The sequence below is a fragment of the Ancylomarina euxina genome, assembly GCF_003863355.1.
Lineage (GTDB): Bacteria > Bacteroidota > Bacteroidia > Bacteroidales > Marinifilaceae > Ancylomarina > Ancylomarina euxinus.
Map to the genome: position 1 here is coordinate 1 of NZ_QQWG01000021.1, position 18,426 is coordinate 18,426.

The 18,426-nt window shown below is 35.8% G+C and carries 13 protein-coding genes; 7 read left to right on the forward strand and 6 right to left on the reverse strand.

The genetic code is table 11. From position 1 onward, the window contains the following. Positions 1 to 246 precede the first annotated feature (246 nt). The 3 genes from DWB61_RS15335 (at position 247) to DWB61_RS15345 (ending at position 5,014) form a co-directional block, all read left to right on the forward strand. Positions 247 to 867 (forward strand): hypothetical protein, encoded by a 621-nt coding sequence (locus tag DWB61_RS15335; RefSeq protein WP_125031797.1) that lies wholly within the window; start codon positions 247 to 249, stop codon positions 865 to 867. Between the two features lie 14 nt (positions 868 to 881). Then, positions 882 to 1,961, forward strand: a complete 1,080-nt coding sequence (locus DWB61_RS15340) for an AbiH family protein (RefSeq protein WP_125031798.1) — start codon at positions 882 to 884, stop codon at positions 1,959 to 1,961. Positions 1,962 to 2,461: 500 nt separating this feature from the next. After that, entirely contained in the window at positions 2,462 to 5,014 is a 2,553-nt protein-coding gene (locus DWB61_RS15345; RefSeq protein ID WP_125031799.1) for a phosphoenolpyruvate carboxylase, read from the forward strand. 110 nt (positions 5,015 to 5,124) lie between these two features. On the opposite strand, the gene DWB61_RS15350 is transcribed toward DWB61_RS15345, so the two are convergent. Then, on the reverse strand, positions 5,125 to 6,027 hold the full coding sequence (locus DWB61_RS15350; protein WP_125031800.1) for a hypothetical protein: 903 nt from the start codon (positions 6,025 to 6,027) through the stop codon (positions 5,125 to 5,127). 52 nt (positions 6,028 to 6,079) lie between these two features. Further along, the gene (locus DWB61_RS15355; protein ID WP_158614444.1) at positions 6,080 to 6,658 is read right to left on the reverse strand and encodes a DUF2284 domain-containing protein; all 579 of its coding nucleotides are present in this window, start codon (positions 6,656 to 6,658) and stop codon (positions 6,080 to 6,082) included. Positions 6,659 to 7,031: 373 nt separating this feature from the next. On the opposite strand from DWB61_RS15355, the gene DWB61_RS15360 reads away from it, so the two are divergent. The 3 genes from DWB61_RS15360 to cysQ all read left to right on the forward strand — a co-directional run bounded on the left by DWB61_RS15360 (position 7,032) and on the right by cysQ (position 10,531). After that, positions 7,032 to 8,813, forward strand: coding sequence for an SLC13 family permease (locus DWB61_RS15360; RefSeq protein WP_125031802.1), 1,782 nt, complete (start codon positions 7,032 to 7,034; stop codon positions 8,811 to 8,813). 86 nt (positions 8,814 to 8,899) lie between these two features. Continuing rightward, positions 8,900 to 9,721: an energy transducer TonB gene (locus tag DWB61_RS15365; RefSeq protein ID WP_125031803.1), complete on the forward strand. Its 822-nt coding sequence runs from the start codon at positions 8,900 to 8,902 to the stop codon at positions 9,719 to 9,721. A 3-nt stretch (positions 9,722 to 9,724) separates the two neighbouring features. Beyond that, entirely contained in the window at positions 9,725 to 10,531 is an 807-nt protein-coding gene (cysQ, locus tag DWB61_RS15370; RefSeq protein ID WP_125031804.1) for a 3'(2'),5'-bisphosphate nucleotidase CysQ, read from the forward strand. A gap of 195 nt (positions 10,532 to 10,726) precedes the next feature. Here the strand turns inward: cysQ and DWB61_RS15375 are convergent, their stop codons facing one another. The 4 genes from DWB61_RS15375 to DWB61_RS15390 form a co-directional block, all read right to left on the reverse strand. Beyond that, on the reverse strand, positions 10,727 to 11,794 hold the full coding sequence (locus DWB61_RS15375) for a bifunctional 3-deoxy-7-phosphoheptulonate synthase/chorismate mutase type II (protein ID WP_125031805.1): 1,068 nt from the start codon (positions 11,792 to 11,794) through the stop codon (positions 10,727 to 10,729). A 76-nt stretch (positions 11,795 to 11,870) separates the two neighbouring features. After that, positions 11,871 to 12,713, reverse strand: a complete 843-nt coding sequence (locus DWB61_RS15380) for a prephenate dehydrogenase (protein ID WP_125031806.1) — start codon at positions 12,711 to 12,713, stop codon at positions 11,871 to 11,873. A 13-nt stretch (positions 12,714 to 12,726) separates the two neighbouring features. Next, positions 12,727 to 13,905: a pyridoxal phosphate-dependent aminotransferase gene (locus DWB61_RS15385; RefSeq protein ID WP_125031807.1), complete on the reverse strand. Its 1,179-nt coding sequence runs from the start codon at positions 13,903 to 13,905 to the stop codon at positions 12,727 to 12,729. Further along, complete coding sequence (locus DWB61_RS15390; protein WP_158614445.1) at positions 13,895 to 14,743, reverse strand: prephenate dehydratase; 849 nt, start codon at positions 14,741 to 14,743, stop codon at positions 13,895 to 13,897. The genes DWB61_RS15385 and DWB61_RS15390 overlap by 11 nt, the downstream gene beginning before the upstream one ends. 593 nt (positions 14,744 to 15,336) lie before the next feature. On the opposite strand from DWB61_RS15390, the gene DWB61_RS15395 reads away from it, so the two are divergent. Beyond that, on the forward strand, positions 15,337 to 18,399 hold the full coding sequence (locus DWB61_RS15395; RefSeq protein ID WP_125031809.1) for an ATP-binding cassette domain-containing protein: 3,063 nt from the start codon (positions 15,337 to 15,339) through the stop codon (positions 18,397 to 18,399). Positions 18,400 to 18,426 lie beyond the last annotated feature (27 nt).

The following is an 18,426-nucleotide window of genomic DNA, read 5'->3' on the forward strand; positions in this document are numbered from 1 at the left end:
GGTACAATACATGTAGAAGGCATTCTTCTTTAAATTATCTTTCGCCTTTAGAATACGGAAGGCTATTAAATAATCAAAAGAGAGCGGCATGACTTAACTTATTGTCCACATTTTTGTTGCAAGTCCAGTGACAGGAGAATCAATTTCGAGACGCAAATGATATTTTATCTACTATAATTACTTCGAAATGATAAAAAGCAAAGTTAAATAATGATTACTTTAGTAAATCGATAAAATTTATATGGAATGAAGGATAATATTTACATAAAAGCTCTTGAAATAGGGTTCAGAAATGAAACTACAGGCATTTCATTTGATGATGTTGTTAAGGAGTTAGGACTAGTAGAAAAGCTAAAAGATGAATCATTTCGAGTAAATTTTGCTATTTGGTTCTATACCAATTTCTATCATAAAGATCTTGAATCACTGGCTTTATCAAGCAAAACGGGAGGTCCAATTGGAAACCATTACAGAATTTCGAAAAGTAGAATAAAGGATGTAGATGATTGCAGCGCTGATAAATCATACATTAAAGGTGAATCTATCCAGAAGTATATAGATTACTTAGAAATTAAAGAGTCAAGGGAGTCCTCACAAACAGCTAAAAAGATATCGTATATCTCAATTGGAATAGCTATACTTTCGATCTTCTTGTCACCATTTATAAGTAGGATAATACCAGAAAAACCAAAGCAGGTTATAGTTACTGAGAATAGGGATAAAACAGATGATGCCGAAATTCTTGAAAGGCTTACTAAAATTGACTCTACTATCAATAGTACAATAATTAAGCTTAGTTTGATTGCTGATAAGAATGTAGAAGTGCCTATTAAGAAACGGGCTAAGGTAAATTCAGTGAAACACTAGAATAGAAAAATATAATGAATAGACTAATTATAATAGGGAATGGCTTTGATTTAGCTCATGGAATGAAAACAAGTTTTAAGGATTTTATTACGGATTATTATAATAATGCTGTTAATACGTTTATAGATAAGAATGTATATGATGACGCTCTTTTAAAAATGAGCTTTAAACAATCTAATGGTTACTTTATCGATAAACAGGTGATTAAGCTTGATGAAACATTTGATATGTTAACTAATTTTGAAAACAAACATGAAGTTATAGTTACCCAGTCAGTTCTTTTAAAGAATATTAAATCAAAATTGGAATCTAGTAATTGGGTTGATATTGAGATAGAATACTTTTCTCTACTTAAATCTACCACTAATAGTGCAAGGCGAGAAGTCAGAACAAAAGATTTAAACATTCAATTTGCCTGCCTAAAAGAGAAATTGATTGAATATCTGCAACGTCAAGAAAAAGAACATGCAAAAAAAGTATTTGATTTAGCCCCTATGGTTAATCGTTTCACTGAAGAAATTATTTATGAAGAAGTTTTTGATTCAGAGGATAATACGGAACCAGATTCATTGTATTTTTTAAACTTTAATTACACTAATACTCTAGAACCCTACTTTATTGAAAGTGGCAAGAGAATTAAATCTATCATCAACTACATTCATGGAAATTTGAATGGCGATTATGGAGAACCTATATTCGGTTTTGGTGATGAGTTTGATAAAGATTATTTATTGTTTGAAGATTTGAAAGACAATGACTATTACACACATATTAAATCATTTGAATATTCAAAAAATAGGAATTATTTTAAGTTATTAAGTTTTTTAGAGTCTGATGACTTCCAAGTCCATATATATGGACACTCTTGTGGATTATCTGATAGAACGATGCTTAGGACTATCTTTGAGAACAAATATTGTAGGTCTATTAAAATATTCTTCTATGAGAAAAATGAAAAGGAAGATGATTTTACGGAAAAAACATTTGATATCTATCGACATTTTGAAGATAAAGGCGAAATGAGAAAAAAAATTGTACCATATGATGTGTGTGACGCTATGCCACAACCAGTAAAAGAAATAGTAATGGGTTAGTGTTGTTATATTTCATCAACTTTTCACAGTGCACCATAGTAATCCGCCCGCTCTCTTAGATATGAGCTCTTGTGGATTTGTAATACACAGGTTGGGAGTAATTGGATTTGTAATCCGAAATAATTCGAATCCGAAGGATTCGCATGTCTATAGATAAGGATATTGAAAAAAAAGATATGACTCCGAAGGAGTCAAACAAAAGGATAATCATCGTTGTGCTATAAACATGTAATCCTTTTGGGATTAAGAAATGCATTGTTTCTGTATAGTTTAAGCTTATTTATTTTGTTTAATAATTTGTGTAATCTGTGGTTCAATTTTTTTTTATTTTAAAGTTTCTCATTTTATCAGTTATCTGATAATTTATCATGATTAAGAAAATTCATCAGATAACTATCTTAGGCAATGCGTCTCTTTTGAACAAAGTATCTCAAAATACTTAAGTCTGCCCTAAAATTTGTATTTTAAGACTATTGTATCACGCTTACAATCGTCTGCTTATGAAAAGCCAATCTGGAACTGAAAATACGAGTCTAAAAAAGTTTGAGAATTTAATAGAGAAGAAATACCTGGTTTATAACAGCCTATTTCTCAATTTGCCTTATCAAGGGGTTGATGTTGGGCAGCTTCTGCCTTTGCTCTCAGCTTACAGTGAAGAAAGCTTAAGGGCATCGATGAGCCCCATCGAAATCATCGATTCTTTTTTTGATACACATACCCATCTTAAAACGGAAGATGAGAGGAATGATTTTTTATTTCGAGTGATCTCTTACGTTGAGCGGCAGGTTGTTTTGTTCGATAGTATCGAAGATGCTGCTTTGCCCGCAATTCGTGAAGATGCTGACGATTCAAGGCTATCTGATTTGATGAGTCAAAGTAAAAATGGTGGTCATGGGGAAGACATCTCTCAAAAGCTTGAAGACTTTAAAGTCCGTATTGTTTTGACGGCCCATCCCACTCAGTTCTATCAGCCTGCTGTTCTCGATATTATGAGTGAACTAAGAGGGCAGATTGTGCAGAACGACGTGAATGAGATTGACCTATTGTTGAATCAACTAGGCCTAACATCACTGATTAATACTGAGAGTCCGACGCCTCTGGAAGAGGCCAAAAATATTATTTATTTCTGTAAGAACGTCTACTATCAGGCTATCGGGGAACTTTATAGCCGAATGAAGAGTAAAGTCACCAATTTGGATAATCCTGAGATTGTTTCCTTAGGTTTTTGGCCCGGTGGCGATAGAGATGGGAATCCTTACGTCACCAGTGAGATAACCAAAGAAGTGGCCAATGAGTTAAGAATGACTTTAATGAAATGTTATTACTCAGATGTTAAGCGACTTTGCAGTAAAATCACTTTCAAACATGTTGATGAGAAAATTGAAGCACTGAGAGATCAGTTATATCTGGCCATGTTTAATGCCGATTATTGTCTGACCTACCCATCTATATTAAATCCCCTGCTGGAGATCAAAAAGATTATTCAGGAAAAATATAATGCCTTATATTTAAATGAACTTCAGGATACCATTGACAAAGTGAGTATTTTCAAAACGCATTTTGCCTCTCTTGATATCCGACAGGATCATTCCGTACATAAGCAAGTCATCACTTATATTCTTAAGGAACAGGGTTTAATCAATAAGACTCTTGAGGACTTGTCAACAGATCAATTGCTTGATATTCTTCTGAATCAGGAAATTAATCTGTCTGATTTTCAGTCCTACGATCCTCTTGTGGCTGATACAATAGCCAATATGATTCAGCTCCCATCTATTCAATTGTCGAATGGAGAGCAAGGCTGTCACCGGTATATCATTAGTAATTCTGAAGATATCTTTTCCATTTTGTTTGTCTTTGCTTTATTCAGATGGATGACTCATGATGTTCGCGATATTAATTTTGATATCATTCCACTGTTTGAAACCATGAAAGGCATGAGTGAAGCGAGTCAGATTATGGAAACCATTTTTAATACAGAGCCTTATGCTGAACACTTAAAGCGAAGAAATAATAAGCAAACAATGATGCTGGGTTTTTCTGATGGAACCAAAGATGGTGGCTATTTAAAGGCGAACTGGTCTATATACAAAACCAAAGAAGCCCTGACCGCCTTGTGTGAGACGTATCAGATTAAATCCATTTTCTTCGATGGAAGGGGAGGACCACCAGCTCGTGGAGGAGGAAAGACACATCGGTTCTATGCTTCACAGGGGCCCAAAATATCCAATGAAGAGATTCAACTGACCATACAAGGACAAACCATTACCAGTACTTACGGTACCAAAGATCAATTTCAATACAGCTGTGAACAGTTGATATCAGCAGGGCTATATAATTTCACCTATCACGATGAGGCTACTATTTCTGAAGCGTCCAGGCGCTTATTGGAAGATTTAAGTGAATTGAGTTTTAAGAAATACGATGCGCTAAAGCATCATGAGATGTTCATTCCTTATTTGGAAAATGTCAGTCCTTTAAAATATTATTCAAAGGCTAAGATTGGAAGCCGACCTGTAAAGCGAGGGCAAAAGAAACAACTGGAATTGACCGACTTGAGAGCCATTTCCTTTGTGGGCTCCTGGAGTTTATTGAAACAAAATATACCGGGCTACTTTGGCATTGGAACGGCTTTGAAAGGTCTCAAAGATCAGAATAGGTTGGAAGATTTAAAAACTTTATACAAAGAGGTTCCCTATTTCAAGGCTCTGATCTCAAACAGTATGATGTCCTTGTCGAAATGCTATTTTGAACTCACTGCTTATATGGAAAAAAATGATGCGTATAGCGATTTTTGGCGCATCTTGTTTGATGAATACCAGCTGTCAAAAAAGATGATACTTGAAATCACGGAATACGATGAACTGATGGCCGATGAACCCATCTCAAAACGATCGATAGAAAATAGGGAAGCTATTGTCTTACCCTTATTAGTGATTCAACAATATGCTTTGCAAAAATTGGCTCAGGATACGGCCAGTAAAGTGATCTTTGAGAAAATGGTGGTTCGCTCTGTCTATGGCAATATCAACGCCAGCAGAAATTCAGTCTAATTAATTACGAATTATCAATTACGAATGACAATAGATTGAAAACGAAGTCTAGATATTTAGTTGAAGAGCTATATTGAAATCACAAACTAGATTTCCCCAATGCCCATTGACTAATCACTACTAATTATCTTTTTCCAATCCACTTTATAAAGTGCTTGCGGCTGTCTGGTTTCCTCGGTATTGATGTAGAGCTCATTTTTGTCGGTAAAAACCAGGCCTTCGGTTTGGCTACCACCTAAAGATTCAAGGTCTAAACGTATAGCATCGCCGGCAAAGAAATTTTCACCTTCAATGTTTGTAAATAACATCATATAGGTACGGTAGTTTTTATACCCCACTAAAGCGACGGTTTTACCATCGGCTGTAATATCTGCCCCAGTCACCATAAAATCTACATCGAAGTCAGCTATTGGTTTTAACTGATAGTTGCCAGGTAGTTTCGACATGCTATACAGGCGTGTCCTTTTGTTTGCCCAGTTTTTTGTGAAAAAGTAAAGGGAATCCCCAAAGGCAAAAAAGGCCTCACAGTCGAAATCGTGTTTCATATTTCGCTTCTCAAAGTTTTGCTGATCTGCCCAGGCAAATGTGATGGAATCAATGCTTAGTTCTGTTTGTTTCTCCATGTCCGATTTCAAAACGCGAAGTACACGTAAGTCTTTTCTAGCGCCTCGATTATTTCCAAAGTCACCAATGTAAATGTAGTTTTCATCTTCGGCCAAATCTTCCCAGTCTCTGTTATTGGTATTGCTAATGTGGATCGTCTTTTTCAGTTCACCTTTCATATTATAAGCCAGTAGTTCGGGTGCGCAATCACTATCGTTAATCACCCAAAATAAATCCTTATGCCACACCATTCCGGATTGTTCATTCACCTTTGATGAAAGTTGATCGCTGATCAATTCAGGAGAATAGATAAGCGTTTTAAGCGCATTGGCTTGTTTGCAACACGTTTTTTGCGCCATTCCCAATGTCGAAATCAGAAGGGCTAGAAGTGTATAGCTGAAGTATCTCATTTAGATTGTTTTTAAAAGAGTCGCTAATTTATTAAAAATAAAGCTTGATGCTCTATTTCTTGAATAGAATTGCACCTACTGAACTAACATGATTGGGAACTTGTTCGGCCTTAGCCCACTCAAGTTTATGTTGGAATAAGTCTTCCATTATTTGGGTCACATTAAAACCAAAGGCGACCAAATTGTAGCGAATTAAGTGAGGCAGGTGACAGGCATCAGCTTGCGCAGCCTTGCAGATAGTACAGATCTCACATGAGTTTGGTCCAATAAAACGTTCGGTTTCAGCTTCAGCATTTCTCAAATTCTTTTGCAATAAATCTTTTGCAAAATTATAAGCTGTTAATGCTCTTTCGTTCGATTCTATAAAGGAGAATTGATCGCAATCGGTCTTGTATAAAATTAATTTAATGTGAGTGTGATCAGCCGCATATTCCATAAAGGTAGGGCAATGTGGAGGACAGGTCCATTTCTTCGAAAAATTCTCACATCCCGTTTGGCAATGGGCATTAAATTCTTCTGGATTCCAATAGGGGAGAATTGCTTCAAGAGGTAATTCAATTTCCTTAGTTTGAATTTGAATGTCCTTGTCTTGAAATTGACTTTTTATATGAGGTCTGTCTACAGCTTGCATCATCATTTTTTTTAGGGTAGCAAAATTACATTTATTCTCTTTAATCCGCTATTAATATTTGAGTCCTCTTGACTCGGTTCTTCGCGAATTCTCCTTCCCTATGACTTAGGCGCTCTTAGCGTGAATAAGATATGAAAGTATATGGGATTCTCTTAACAGCAGGGAATGAGTCAATTAAGTTTTTGATAAGTTTTATGACTAATACAACCTCTTAATTGTATTAGTCATAAATAAGCATAAGAATGGGGGACTTCGCCTTAGATTTTTCGTATATTCGTATTTTAAAATACCTGCGTAAAGCTGCTTGATTGGCTTTCTGCACCTAATTCGTTCATTTGAAGCTTTTAAGAAGCGATCTTATAAATTCTACCATATGCTCAGTTTTGATGCCATTGTTGTATCAATTGTATTAATTTTTATTGTTCTATCCTTTTATAAGGAATGGATTGGTCCTGCCTTTACTTTTCTCATCGGTGTTGTGGCTTTGGGAATTTTTGGCGTTTTAACCCCTTCAGAAATTATGGGTGGTTTTGCCAACGATCAGGTTGTGGTGATTTTAATGCTACTCTTGATTGGCGATATCATAAGAGATTTAGGTATTGTTGAGAATCTATTCGATAAGGTGTTTCAGCGAGCGAAAACCTACCGGCAATTTATGGGGAGAATGATGCTTCTGGTAGGTGGATTCTCTGCTTTTTTGAATAATACCCCCTTGGTTGCCGTCATGATGCCCTATGTGCACTCCTGGAGTAAACGAAATAATATTTCACCCTCAAAACTTTTGATTCCCCTTTCATACTCAGCTATTTTAGGAGGTTGTATCACGCTGATAGGAACATCAACCAACCTAATTGTAAATGGTATGGTTGTGGATCAAAATATTATTCCAGGTCTGGAGTCTTTGGATATGTTTGACTTTGCCTATGTGGGTATTCCGATGATGTTTATTGGTTCAGTCTACATTTTAATTGTGGGGAAGAAGCTATTACCTGATAATGCTGATACTTTGGATAAATTCTCAAAGAATTCACGTCAGTATATTGTTGAGGCTCATGTGCGTCCTGGTTCGGATTTGAATGGGAAGAGTATTGGAGAAGCCAACTTACGCAACTTGCAGGGCCTATACCTATTTCAAATCAAAAGAAACAACATTAAGCTTGCAGCTGTTTCTCCAGAATTTATCTTAGAAGAGGGCGATTGTTTATTCTTTGCAGGTGCGACTGAAACGATTGCAGATTTGATTCTAGCAAACAAGGGATTAACCTTACCTACTGTTGGAATGTTGAGTCATAAAAAGCAACTTGAGGTGGTTGAGATTGTGGTTTCTCACAACTCGACTTTGATATCTAAAACGGTGAAAGAAGCCAATTTCAGAGGAAAATACGATGCGGCAGTTATTGCCATTCATCGAAATGGGGAGCGAATGTCTGGTAAAATTGGTGATGTGAAAGTTCGTGCTGGTGATGTCCTTCTTCTTTTGGGAGGGGACGATTTTACTGCAAGAACACAACGCGTTCAGGATTTCTACTTTATTTCAAAGGTGAAGGAATTTCGTAAGCAAGAGAATTACAAGATTGGTTTGTTATTGGGAGGTACAATTCTGGCTGTGATTTTATCAGCTTTAAAAATTGTGCCTTTGTTTATGACATTGATTGTGATGATTATTGTGATTTTGGCTCTTAAGATTACTAACCCTAAGGATATTGCAGCCAGTATTGATTTTAACTTGGCGATGATTATTGCCCTCTCTCTGGCTTTTGGTACAGCTATGATTAAATCGGGTTTAGCCGAGTTGGTTGCGGACCTTCTGATATCCGTTTTTATGCCTTTAGGTCGAGTCGGTATACTTTTTGGAATCTATTTCATTACAACAGTTCTAGCTGCTTATGTTACCAATAAGGCTGCCGTTGCCATTATTTTCCCAATCTCGTTGAGCATGGCACTCCATCTGCATCTCAATCCAGAACCTTTTGTATTGATTGTTGCCTTTGCTGCAGCTGCTAATTTCATGACACCTATTGGTTATCAAACCAACTTGATGGTTTATGGTCCGGGAGCTTATAAGTTTGGCGATTTCTTTAAAATTGGATTTCCACTGACGATCATCTATATGGTGGTTTGTGTGTCTATACTTTCCTATATTTACTTTTATTAGAGGAATTGCTTTTTAGTATTATTTTTGTTAAATAAATTATTTATTTTTATCAAAAAATTTATTCACATAATAATACTTGAACAAGGATGAGGTCATTTTTACTTGCTATAATTTTTGTCTTTCTATTCCAATTTGGATATTCGCAAAATGATACAACGATTTATTATAAGGCAAACAATAAGCCAGCCATAGGTAAGGAGGATGCCAGCCATCTTACTAAGATTAAAAAGAAAAGTGAGAATGAGTATAAACTACTTTATTTAGTTAAGAAAGGAGATCGATGGATCAGATCAAAGCACACTAGAATACTTACTGTTGAAAATGATTCGACGATTAAAATATTGAATCAGTTTACACGAAATGAATATTATAAAACGTTTAAGCCGGTAGGTGATTACTATTATATCAAAGAATACCACAAAAATGGTAAGTTAAGAATTGAGGGGCTCTCTAAATCAAAAATATTTAAGCATTGGGAAGGGCAGGTAAAGGAGTATTATCCGTCAGGAAAATTAGAATCGATAACTAGATATAAAAACAATCAAGTAAGTGGAAATAAGAACTGGCTCGAAAATGGGGAGCCATACATTGATAATATTTTTGGTGAGGTTGATCTAATGCCTCAATTTCCTGGTGGAGAAATGAAATTAAAAAAATATCTAGGTGATAATCTAAAATACCCGGAAAAAGCGATAGAAAAAAGATTTTATGGAGATGTCTATGTTAGCTTTGTCATAGATGTGGATGGGTTGGTTATTGGCGCTAACATTAGTAAGTCATTGAATTCCGATTTTGATCAGGAAGCTTTAAGGGTTGTTTCTGCTATGCCGAAATGGACTGCAGGGAAGTTGGATGGTAAACCAGTGAAGGTTGGTTATACGGTTCCAATCAAATTTAGAATGCATTAAATTATGAATAAAGACTATAGAAAAGAGCTTTTATCAGCAGCCATAGAGGCATGCATAAAAGCAGGGAAAGAGATATTGGAGGTTTATCAATCGGATGATTTTAATGTACAGTTGAAATCGGATGATAGTCCATTGACCATTGCAGATCAAAGAGCACATCATGCGATTGTTTCTGTTTTAGATCAATTTGAGATTCCAATTTTGAGTGAAGAGGGAACACATTTACCTTACGAAGAACGTAAAGATTGGAAAGAATGTTGGATTGTTGATCCATTGGATGGGACCAAGGAATTTATTAAGCGTAACGATGAGTTTACGGTTAATGTTGCTTTGGTGATAGATGGGAAAGCAGTTGCAGGTGTTATTTATGTGCCCGTATATCAGCAGCTTTATTTTGCCGATGAACTTTTAGGTGCTTTTCGTTGTGATGAGATAACAGAAAGTACTCAGCTTGAGGTTTTGATGTCTGTATCAAAGAACTTACCTCTTGAACAAAAGAAAAGGGGCATACGTGTTGTGGGATCACGATCGCATATGAATGAAGAGACTCGCTTATTTATTGAATCCTTGCGAGATAATGGAGATGAGGTTGAAATGGTTTCAAAGGGAAGTTCGCTGAAGCTGTGTTTAATTGCTGAAGGATCTGCTGATGTTTATCCACGTTATGCACCAACTATGGAGTGGGATATCGCTGCTGGTCATGCTATCGTCTCGGCTTCGGGTGCCGTAATTAAACAACTGGGATCTGGAGAAGATTTAGTCTACAATAAGGCTGATTTATTGAATCCTTACTTTATCTGTAAACGATAATCCAAAATATGAATGCCTAAAAAGTAAATGAATCGCCCAGAATGGCATAATTTTCAGAATGGACATGCCGAATTGTTTTGATCTGTTAAGAATGCAAATTCAGTAATTGAGTGATTTTTTTTGATAGGATAGATATAAAATGAAAAGGGTGCTAAAATATTTTAGACACCCTTTTTCTATTTTGAAGTATGAAATTTATTTCTTCACGTTCATAACTTCAGTTTGGTGAGCGATAGATTCTTCGTGAATCGCTTTGAAAAGCTTACTGATAAAACGTTCGCTAAGGTTGGTGTCTTTAGATTGAGCCAAATGCTTCTTCAAAATATTTTCCCAACGTCCAGACTGAAGAATGGTCATGTGATTAGCTTTCTTATATTGCCCAATTGCATTGGCTGCTTCCATTCTCTTTTGAAGAATAGCCATGACTTCATTGTCGTATTGGTCAATTTTGAAACGTAAATCTTCAAGAGTGTCCAAAGAGATACCATCAGGATGCTCCACACGTAACTCCAGATTAGAACGAAGCTGTGTGAGTTGAGTTGGAGTGATTTGCTGCTGAGCATCACTCCATGCTTCATCTGGTGTAGGATGCGTTTCAATCATCAAACCATCGAAGTTAAGGTCCATGGCTTTTTGAGAAACCGATTGTAATAATTCACGATTACCACAAATATGGCTTGGATCACAAATAATTGGCATATTAGGCATTCGTCTTTTTAGCTCAATCGGAATTTGCCATTGTGGAATATTTCTGTAAATACTATGTTCGTAGCTCGAGAATCCACGGTGAATTGCACCAAGTTGTTTCAATCCTGCTTTTTCCAATCTTTCTAAAGCACCCATCCATAATTCAACATCAGGGTTCACTGGATTTTTCACCAAAACAGGAATGTCAACACCTTTAAGCGCATCCGCAATTTCTTGCATGGCAAAAGGATTGGCTGAAGTCCTTGCTCCAATCCATAAGATATCAACTCCATATTTAAGAGCCTCGAAAACGTGGTTGACATTGGCTACCTCAGTAGCTGTTTGCATACCTGTTTCCTTTTGAACTGTTTTAAGCCATTCTAAGCCTTCAGTACCAACACCTTCAAAACAATTTGGACGGGTACGTGGTTTCCAAATACCAGCGCGGAATATATTAATGCCCTCTTGCTGCAATAAACGTGCAGAGTTGAGAACTTGTTCTTCGGTTTCGGCACTACATGGGCCAGCAATAATTAATGGTCTTTCAATCTTGTTTAAATCTAACTTACTTTTCATTTCTTCTGTAATTTAGCTGATAGTTAGCAATTTTTCATCACTAATTAAAATATGAACGTATAATTTACTTGTGGTTTTATTCTCTTAGTGCTCTTTTTATTCGATTTGCCTTTGAAATCATGTTGACTAAACCATCTCGATCTCTATTTTCGATCGCTGTTTTAAACCTATTTAAACTCTCTATATAGGTGTTGAGAACCGTTAAAACATTCTCAGCGTTATGATTGAAAATAGGCGCCCACATCTCGGCATCACTCTTGGCTAATCGTACGGTTGAATCGAAACCACCACTGGCCAAGTCAAAAATATTTTTTTCATTTTTTTCCTTCTCTAAAACTGTTAGAGCTAATGCAAATGAGCTGATATGTGAAATATGAGAAATATAGGCTGCATGCACATCATGATTGAAACCACTCATATAAAGCACTCGCATGTTGAGGTACTCATACATTTTGTGAACCGTTTGCAGCACGTTTTCATCACTATCTTCGGCATCGCAAAATATGGTTGCTTTTCCGTCGAAAAGGCCTGCTTTTGCAGCCCAAGGTCCCGAATGCTCAGTTCCAGCCATTGGGTGAGTCGCAACGAATTGCTTACGATTTTGGTGATACTTAACTCTTTCACAAATCTGACTTTTTATGGAAGCAACATCACAAACAACCTGAGTACTGATTTTATCCAATACTTTAGGTAAAAGCTTAAGCGTTGCATCTCCGGGTATAGCCAATACAATTAACTCACTTTCATCAATTAGCTCATCCATGTTGCTGACTGAATCAATTAAACCAAATTTGAGTGCTGTTTCAGCGTGAAGCTTACTTGAATCGTGGCCTAATATTTTGGAAGCAAATCCACGTTTTCGCAAATCTGTAGCTATTGAACCACCTATTAAACCAAGACCTATTATTCCTACTTTCATTGTATTTCCTTTTTCAAATATTAACAAGTGTTTCTACATTCTTTTCGCATCTCTCGATTGCTTTTATTATAGTTTCCTCTGTGGCACAGAGTGAAAATCGAATGTATTTTTTCCCTTCCTGCCCGAATACTATACCTGGTGTAGCGAATACACTTTTGTTGTAGAGTAAATGATCAGAAAAATCCTCTCCTGAATTGTATTCGTCAGGAATTTTAGCCCAAACGAACATGCCAACACTATTTTTTTTGTATTTGCAGTTTAGCTTATCTGCCAAGCTCCAAACTAAATTTCTACGTTTTTGGTAGTTGATATTTAGTTCTTTATACCAGCTTGTATCTAATGCTAGAGCTTTACTTGCGGCTAATTGTATGGGTTTATACATACCTGAATCGAAATTGCTTTTTATTTTTAAAACGTGATTGATATTTTTTTCCGATCCGCAAAGCATTCCCACTCTAAAGCCTGCCATATTGTGGGATTTGCTCAATGAATTCATTTCTAATACAAATTCACTAACCCCTTCAACCTTTAGTAAACTCTCTGGTTTGTCATTTAATATCAAACTATATGGGTTATCATTAACGACAAGGATATTCTTCTTTTTAGCTAGGTCAACCAGTTGTTTGAAGACTTCCATATTCCCATTTGCACCCGTTGGCATATGAGGGTAGTTGGTCCAGATCATCCGACAAGAATCATCACACAGAGATTCGATCTCTTCCATATTGGGTAACCAATTGTTTTCTTCTTTTAGATTATAAAACTTGAGGTTTATGTTTAAAAGTTTGGCTGCTGATAAATAAGCGGGATAACATGGATTCGGAACAAGAACTGTTTCTCCGGGGTTACAAAAAGCCATTGAAACGTGCATGATGCCTTCTTTAGATCCCATTAGTGGCAATATTTCCTTGCTAGCATCCAATTCAACATCGTAGATTGACTTATACCAGTGTGCAATGGCTTGGCGAAAACTTTCTAAACCTCTGTACGATTGATAATGGTTACTTCCTGTTTGATCGCAGGCATAAACCAATTCCTTTTTTACATCGGGGTGTGGAGGCATATCTGGGCTTCCAATTCCCAAGTTGATAATATCGGCTCCATTTTCTTTGAGTTGTGCCACTTCAGCTAATTTCTTTGAAAAGTAGTATTCTTCAACTCGCAATAATCTATCTGCTGTTCTAATTGTCATGGTGATGTATTTTTGAGTAAGATTGATTGCCATTGGTGTATTCACCTAATATATCTATTCTATCAAGCTTGCTACTTATTTCAGTAATCATGTTGTGATACTTGCTTTTATCATCGAAAAGAACGTCGAGATAAAATTGATAATGCCAGGGTTCACCAACCAAAGGCACGGATTCAATTTTGCTTAAATCGATATTGTGAGAGGCAATAATCGATAATATTTCAGCTAAACTTCCTAGATGGTTATCAAGAACCAAGGCCATTGAAGCTTTATTGCTATCATTCTTATTCCAGGTTTCTTTATTTCTTAAAATCAGGAAACGTGTGTAGTTCTTTTTATTCGTCTCAATACTTTCTGCAAGTACTTCAAGATCGTAGTGTTCAGCTGCTAAGAGACTTCCAATGGCACCTCTCTTGTCAAGATTGTTTTCTGCAATCTCTTTCATACTTAAAGCGGTATCAATTGAATCTACAAGGTGAACATTGGGGTGTTGCTTAAAGAATTTTCTTGTTTGGTTAATAGCCATATAGTGAGAATGAACTTCATTAAGATCTTCTATTTTAGTTCCTTTTTTAGCAACCAAATTTTGTCTTATTCTAAGATATTCTTCACCACAAACAACGAGTTTGTGCTCACGAATTAAATTGAGATTGGCGTGAATGGTACCTGAAATGGTATTTTCTACAGCCATGATTCCATAGTCGCAGTCTCCGTTTTGAACAGATTCTGCCAGATCGGAGAAATGAAGCATAGGTAGAATTTCGATATCATTTCCGAAATAATTTCGAGCTGCCACTTCGTGGAATGCACCTTTTACACCTTGTATAGCTACTTGCATTGTGATTAAATTCTGATGGTTGTTTTTATAATTTTGGCTAATAAAAAAAGCGTCTCGTGGATTTCCCCGAGACGCTTTGCACATTATTCTGATATATTATTAGTTCAGATGATGTCATACAGTCTCGGATCGCTTCTAAAATAGAAGAACCAGAAATAAAAGAAATAGTTATATGATATTGATGTATTCATTCTGTTGTATTGAAATTTTGATCTAAAAAAAAAGGCTTCGCATTTAGCGAAGCCTTTAAAATATTTTGTTGTAATATTTACATATCAGGTTCCGCTCTATCATTTGATAAAGTAAAAATAGAACCAGAAATATGAATTTAATACAGTCATTTTGTTTTATTTGTTGCTCGCAATGTAGGAGGGATTTTTTTATCATGCAAGAAAAAAATGTAATTAATTTATGAAAACGTTTGCAGGCTGAGGCTTAATTGAATTGACTCTATGTTTGATAAATTACTTATATTCAGATGAGTAATCATTCATTTAAATTTCATAAAGCATATGGTCAGGATATCTCTTTAAAATTATATAAATTAGAGCACTTGCAAAAAAAATAAGACTTGCTGTCCCTAAAAATTACGAATGAACGAATCAGTTTTAAATGCTTTAATGAAATTGTTTGCCATCATTGTTGATGAGCAAAAACACGGTTTTGAACTGGCTGCACGCGATGTGGTTGCCAATTATTTAGAAACCAGATTCAATAAAGAATGGCAGGAGAGGTATTTAAGCGATTTTGACACCTTTTTAAAAGCATCCTATTACGATAACGGAAATTTGGATTATATACAGACCAAGCATAAGCAATTGACTGAAGTTTGTGTTAGCTTATTGGAAGAAGTTGATCAGGAACAAAAGGTCTGGATCATGCTTCAATTGCTCGAATTTATTGATGATTCGGAATTCGTTGGGGATGAGATTCTTAAATTTGTTCAAACCGTTTCAAGTACATTTAAAATTTCAGATGAGGAATTTGAATATGCACAGCAATTTATTTTAGGAGATGAATATTCTATTCCATTTAATGAACATTTATTGCTCATTGATAGTAACGAGGATTTTAAAGATGAGCTTGTTAAGCATATTTATGTGCCAAAGCTTCGTGGGCGGGTTTTTGTCCTTCGAATCAAGAGTACCAATACCTATTTAATCAAATATTTTGGAGAATATAATCTCTTCCTAAATGGCCATAATATCAAGATTGACAGAAGCTACTTGATCACTTTCGGGTCCGTTATTCGTTCTTCACGTATCGATCCGATCTATTATTCTCAAATTGTTGCTGAGTTTATTGTACTGAAAAATCGTTCTCAGATTAATCTAGTTGCTAAGGATATTGAATTTAAGTTTAAGGGGACTGAAAATGGTATTCATTCATTCAGTTTTAAAGCTGAATCTGGCCAGTTGATTGGGATTATGGGGGGGAGTGGTACTGGAAAATCAACTCTTCTGAATGTTCTCAACGGTAATTTGCCTTTGAATTCAGGGAATATATGGATTAATGGTTACGATATACATAAGCAGAAAGACAAGCTTGCAGGTGTTATAGGTTATGTGCCTCAAGATGATTTATTACTTGAAGAATTAACTGTATTCGAGAATTTATATTATAATTCTAAGCTGTGTTTCGATAAGTTTTCCGAAGATGATATTCTTAATATTATTGAGGATACACTTGAGAAATTCGATTTGATTGAGGCTAGAGATTTAAAGGTTGGCGATCCTATTAATAAAATATTGAGTGGCGGTCAGCGTAAGCGCTTGAATATCGCCTTGGAAATGATGCGACGACCATCCATCTTATTTGTTGATGAGCCGACTTCGGGTTTGTCAAGTATGGATTCGGAGAAGGTGATGCTTTTATTGAAACGCCAGACTCTTAGAGGACGATTGGTCATGTGTAATATTCATCAACCTTCATCCGATATATTCAAATTGCTTGATGTTTTGATTATTATGGATCAGGGAGGAAGAGTTATATATTCCGGAAATCCTGTTGAAGCCATTGTTTATTTTAAGACCCAGAGTCATTTCGTGAATGCAGACGAAAGTGAGTGTTTGACTTGTGGTAATGTTAGCTCTGAGCAGATTCTGAAGATTGTTGAGACCAAAATGACGAACGAATATGGCAAACAAATTCGTAAGCGCAAAAGAGGATCAGAGGAGTGGTATGCTTATTATAAAGAGAAAATAGAAAGTAAGAAAGCAATTCAAACACCTAAGAAGAAAACAGTCCTGCCAGATAATTATTTTCAAATTCCACAACGCTATCAGCAGTTGAAAATCTATTTGTCGAGAGATATTAATTCCAAATTGAGTAATATTCAGTACATGATGATTACGCTCTTTGAAGCACCTCTTTTGGCTGTGATATTGGGTTATTTCACTAAGTATATTATTGGAACAATTGATGATCCGTCGACCTATATATTTGCAGAAAATGAAAATTTACCATCCTATATTTTTATGGCAGTAGTGGTGGCACTATTCCTAGGTCTGATTATTTCAGCAGAGGAAATACTTCACGATAGACGTATTATTAAACGTGAGTCATTTCTTAATTTGAGTCGTCTGAGTTATATTAATTCCAAAGTTCTTGTAATGCTTGGAATTTCAGCTATTCAAAGTTTCTTTTTTGTGATTATTGCTAATTCAATTCTGGAAATTAAAGGTTTAAATTTTGAGTATTGGTTGATGTTGTATACGGTATCTGCCTGTGCTAATCTCATAGGTTTAAATCTGTCTGCTTCCCTGAATTCGGTAGTAGCTGTTTATGTTTCTATCCCATTTATTTTGGTTCCTCAGCTTTTATTCTCTGGTGTTATTGTGAGTTACAATAAGCTTCATCCGAGTATCACAACTCAAAAATATGTACCTGTTTGCGGCGATTTAATGACTTCAAGATGGGCTTATGAGGCTTTAATGGTGGAGCAGTTTAGTAAGAATGAATTTGAGAAACAATTTTTTGATTTGGAAAAGGAGATGAGCGATGCCTCATATAAAGCGTCATTTTTAATTCCTGAACTATCAAGACGATTCAAAGCCTATGTGCGCCTTACTCATAAGAATCAGAATGGAGAGAAAAAGCTTAAACTAATTCGAAGTGAGTTTGCTAAATTGTCTGATATAGATGCGATTCCTAAAGATATTTCTGTTTCTAATGCTGATTCGGTTAATCAATGGCTCGATGATTTACAACAAGTTTTCCGTGGTAGGTATTCTCGTGCATCTACTAAGCGAGATAAGGCTTACCATGATTTGCTTAAAGAATATGGCGGTTCAGATGAACTATTTGCTTTTAAGCAGAGATACCACAACAAAGCCATTGAAAAGGTTGTGCTTAATAAAAGGGAATTAACCAAATTCACCGAGTATAAGGGGGAATTGGTTCGGTTAAAAGATCCGATATTTAAATCACCTGAGCATAAAGTGGGCCGAGCACACTTTTATGCAGCTGAAAAGCGTTTAGGAAATTACTTAATTGAAACTTTCTGGTTCAATTTGGGTTTCATCTGGCTGACAACAGCTTTCTTTTATCTGACCTTATATTTTGATTTTTTCAGAAGGTTCTTTGTTCATGCAGAACGATTGTGGTTGAAGCTTATGCCACATGGTGATTTTATAATGCGACTGAAAAGATTATAAATTTGAATTGATTAAATACAAAAAAAG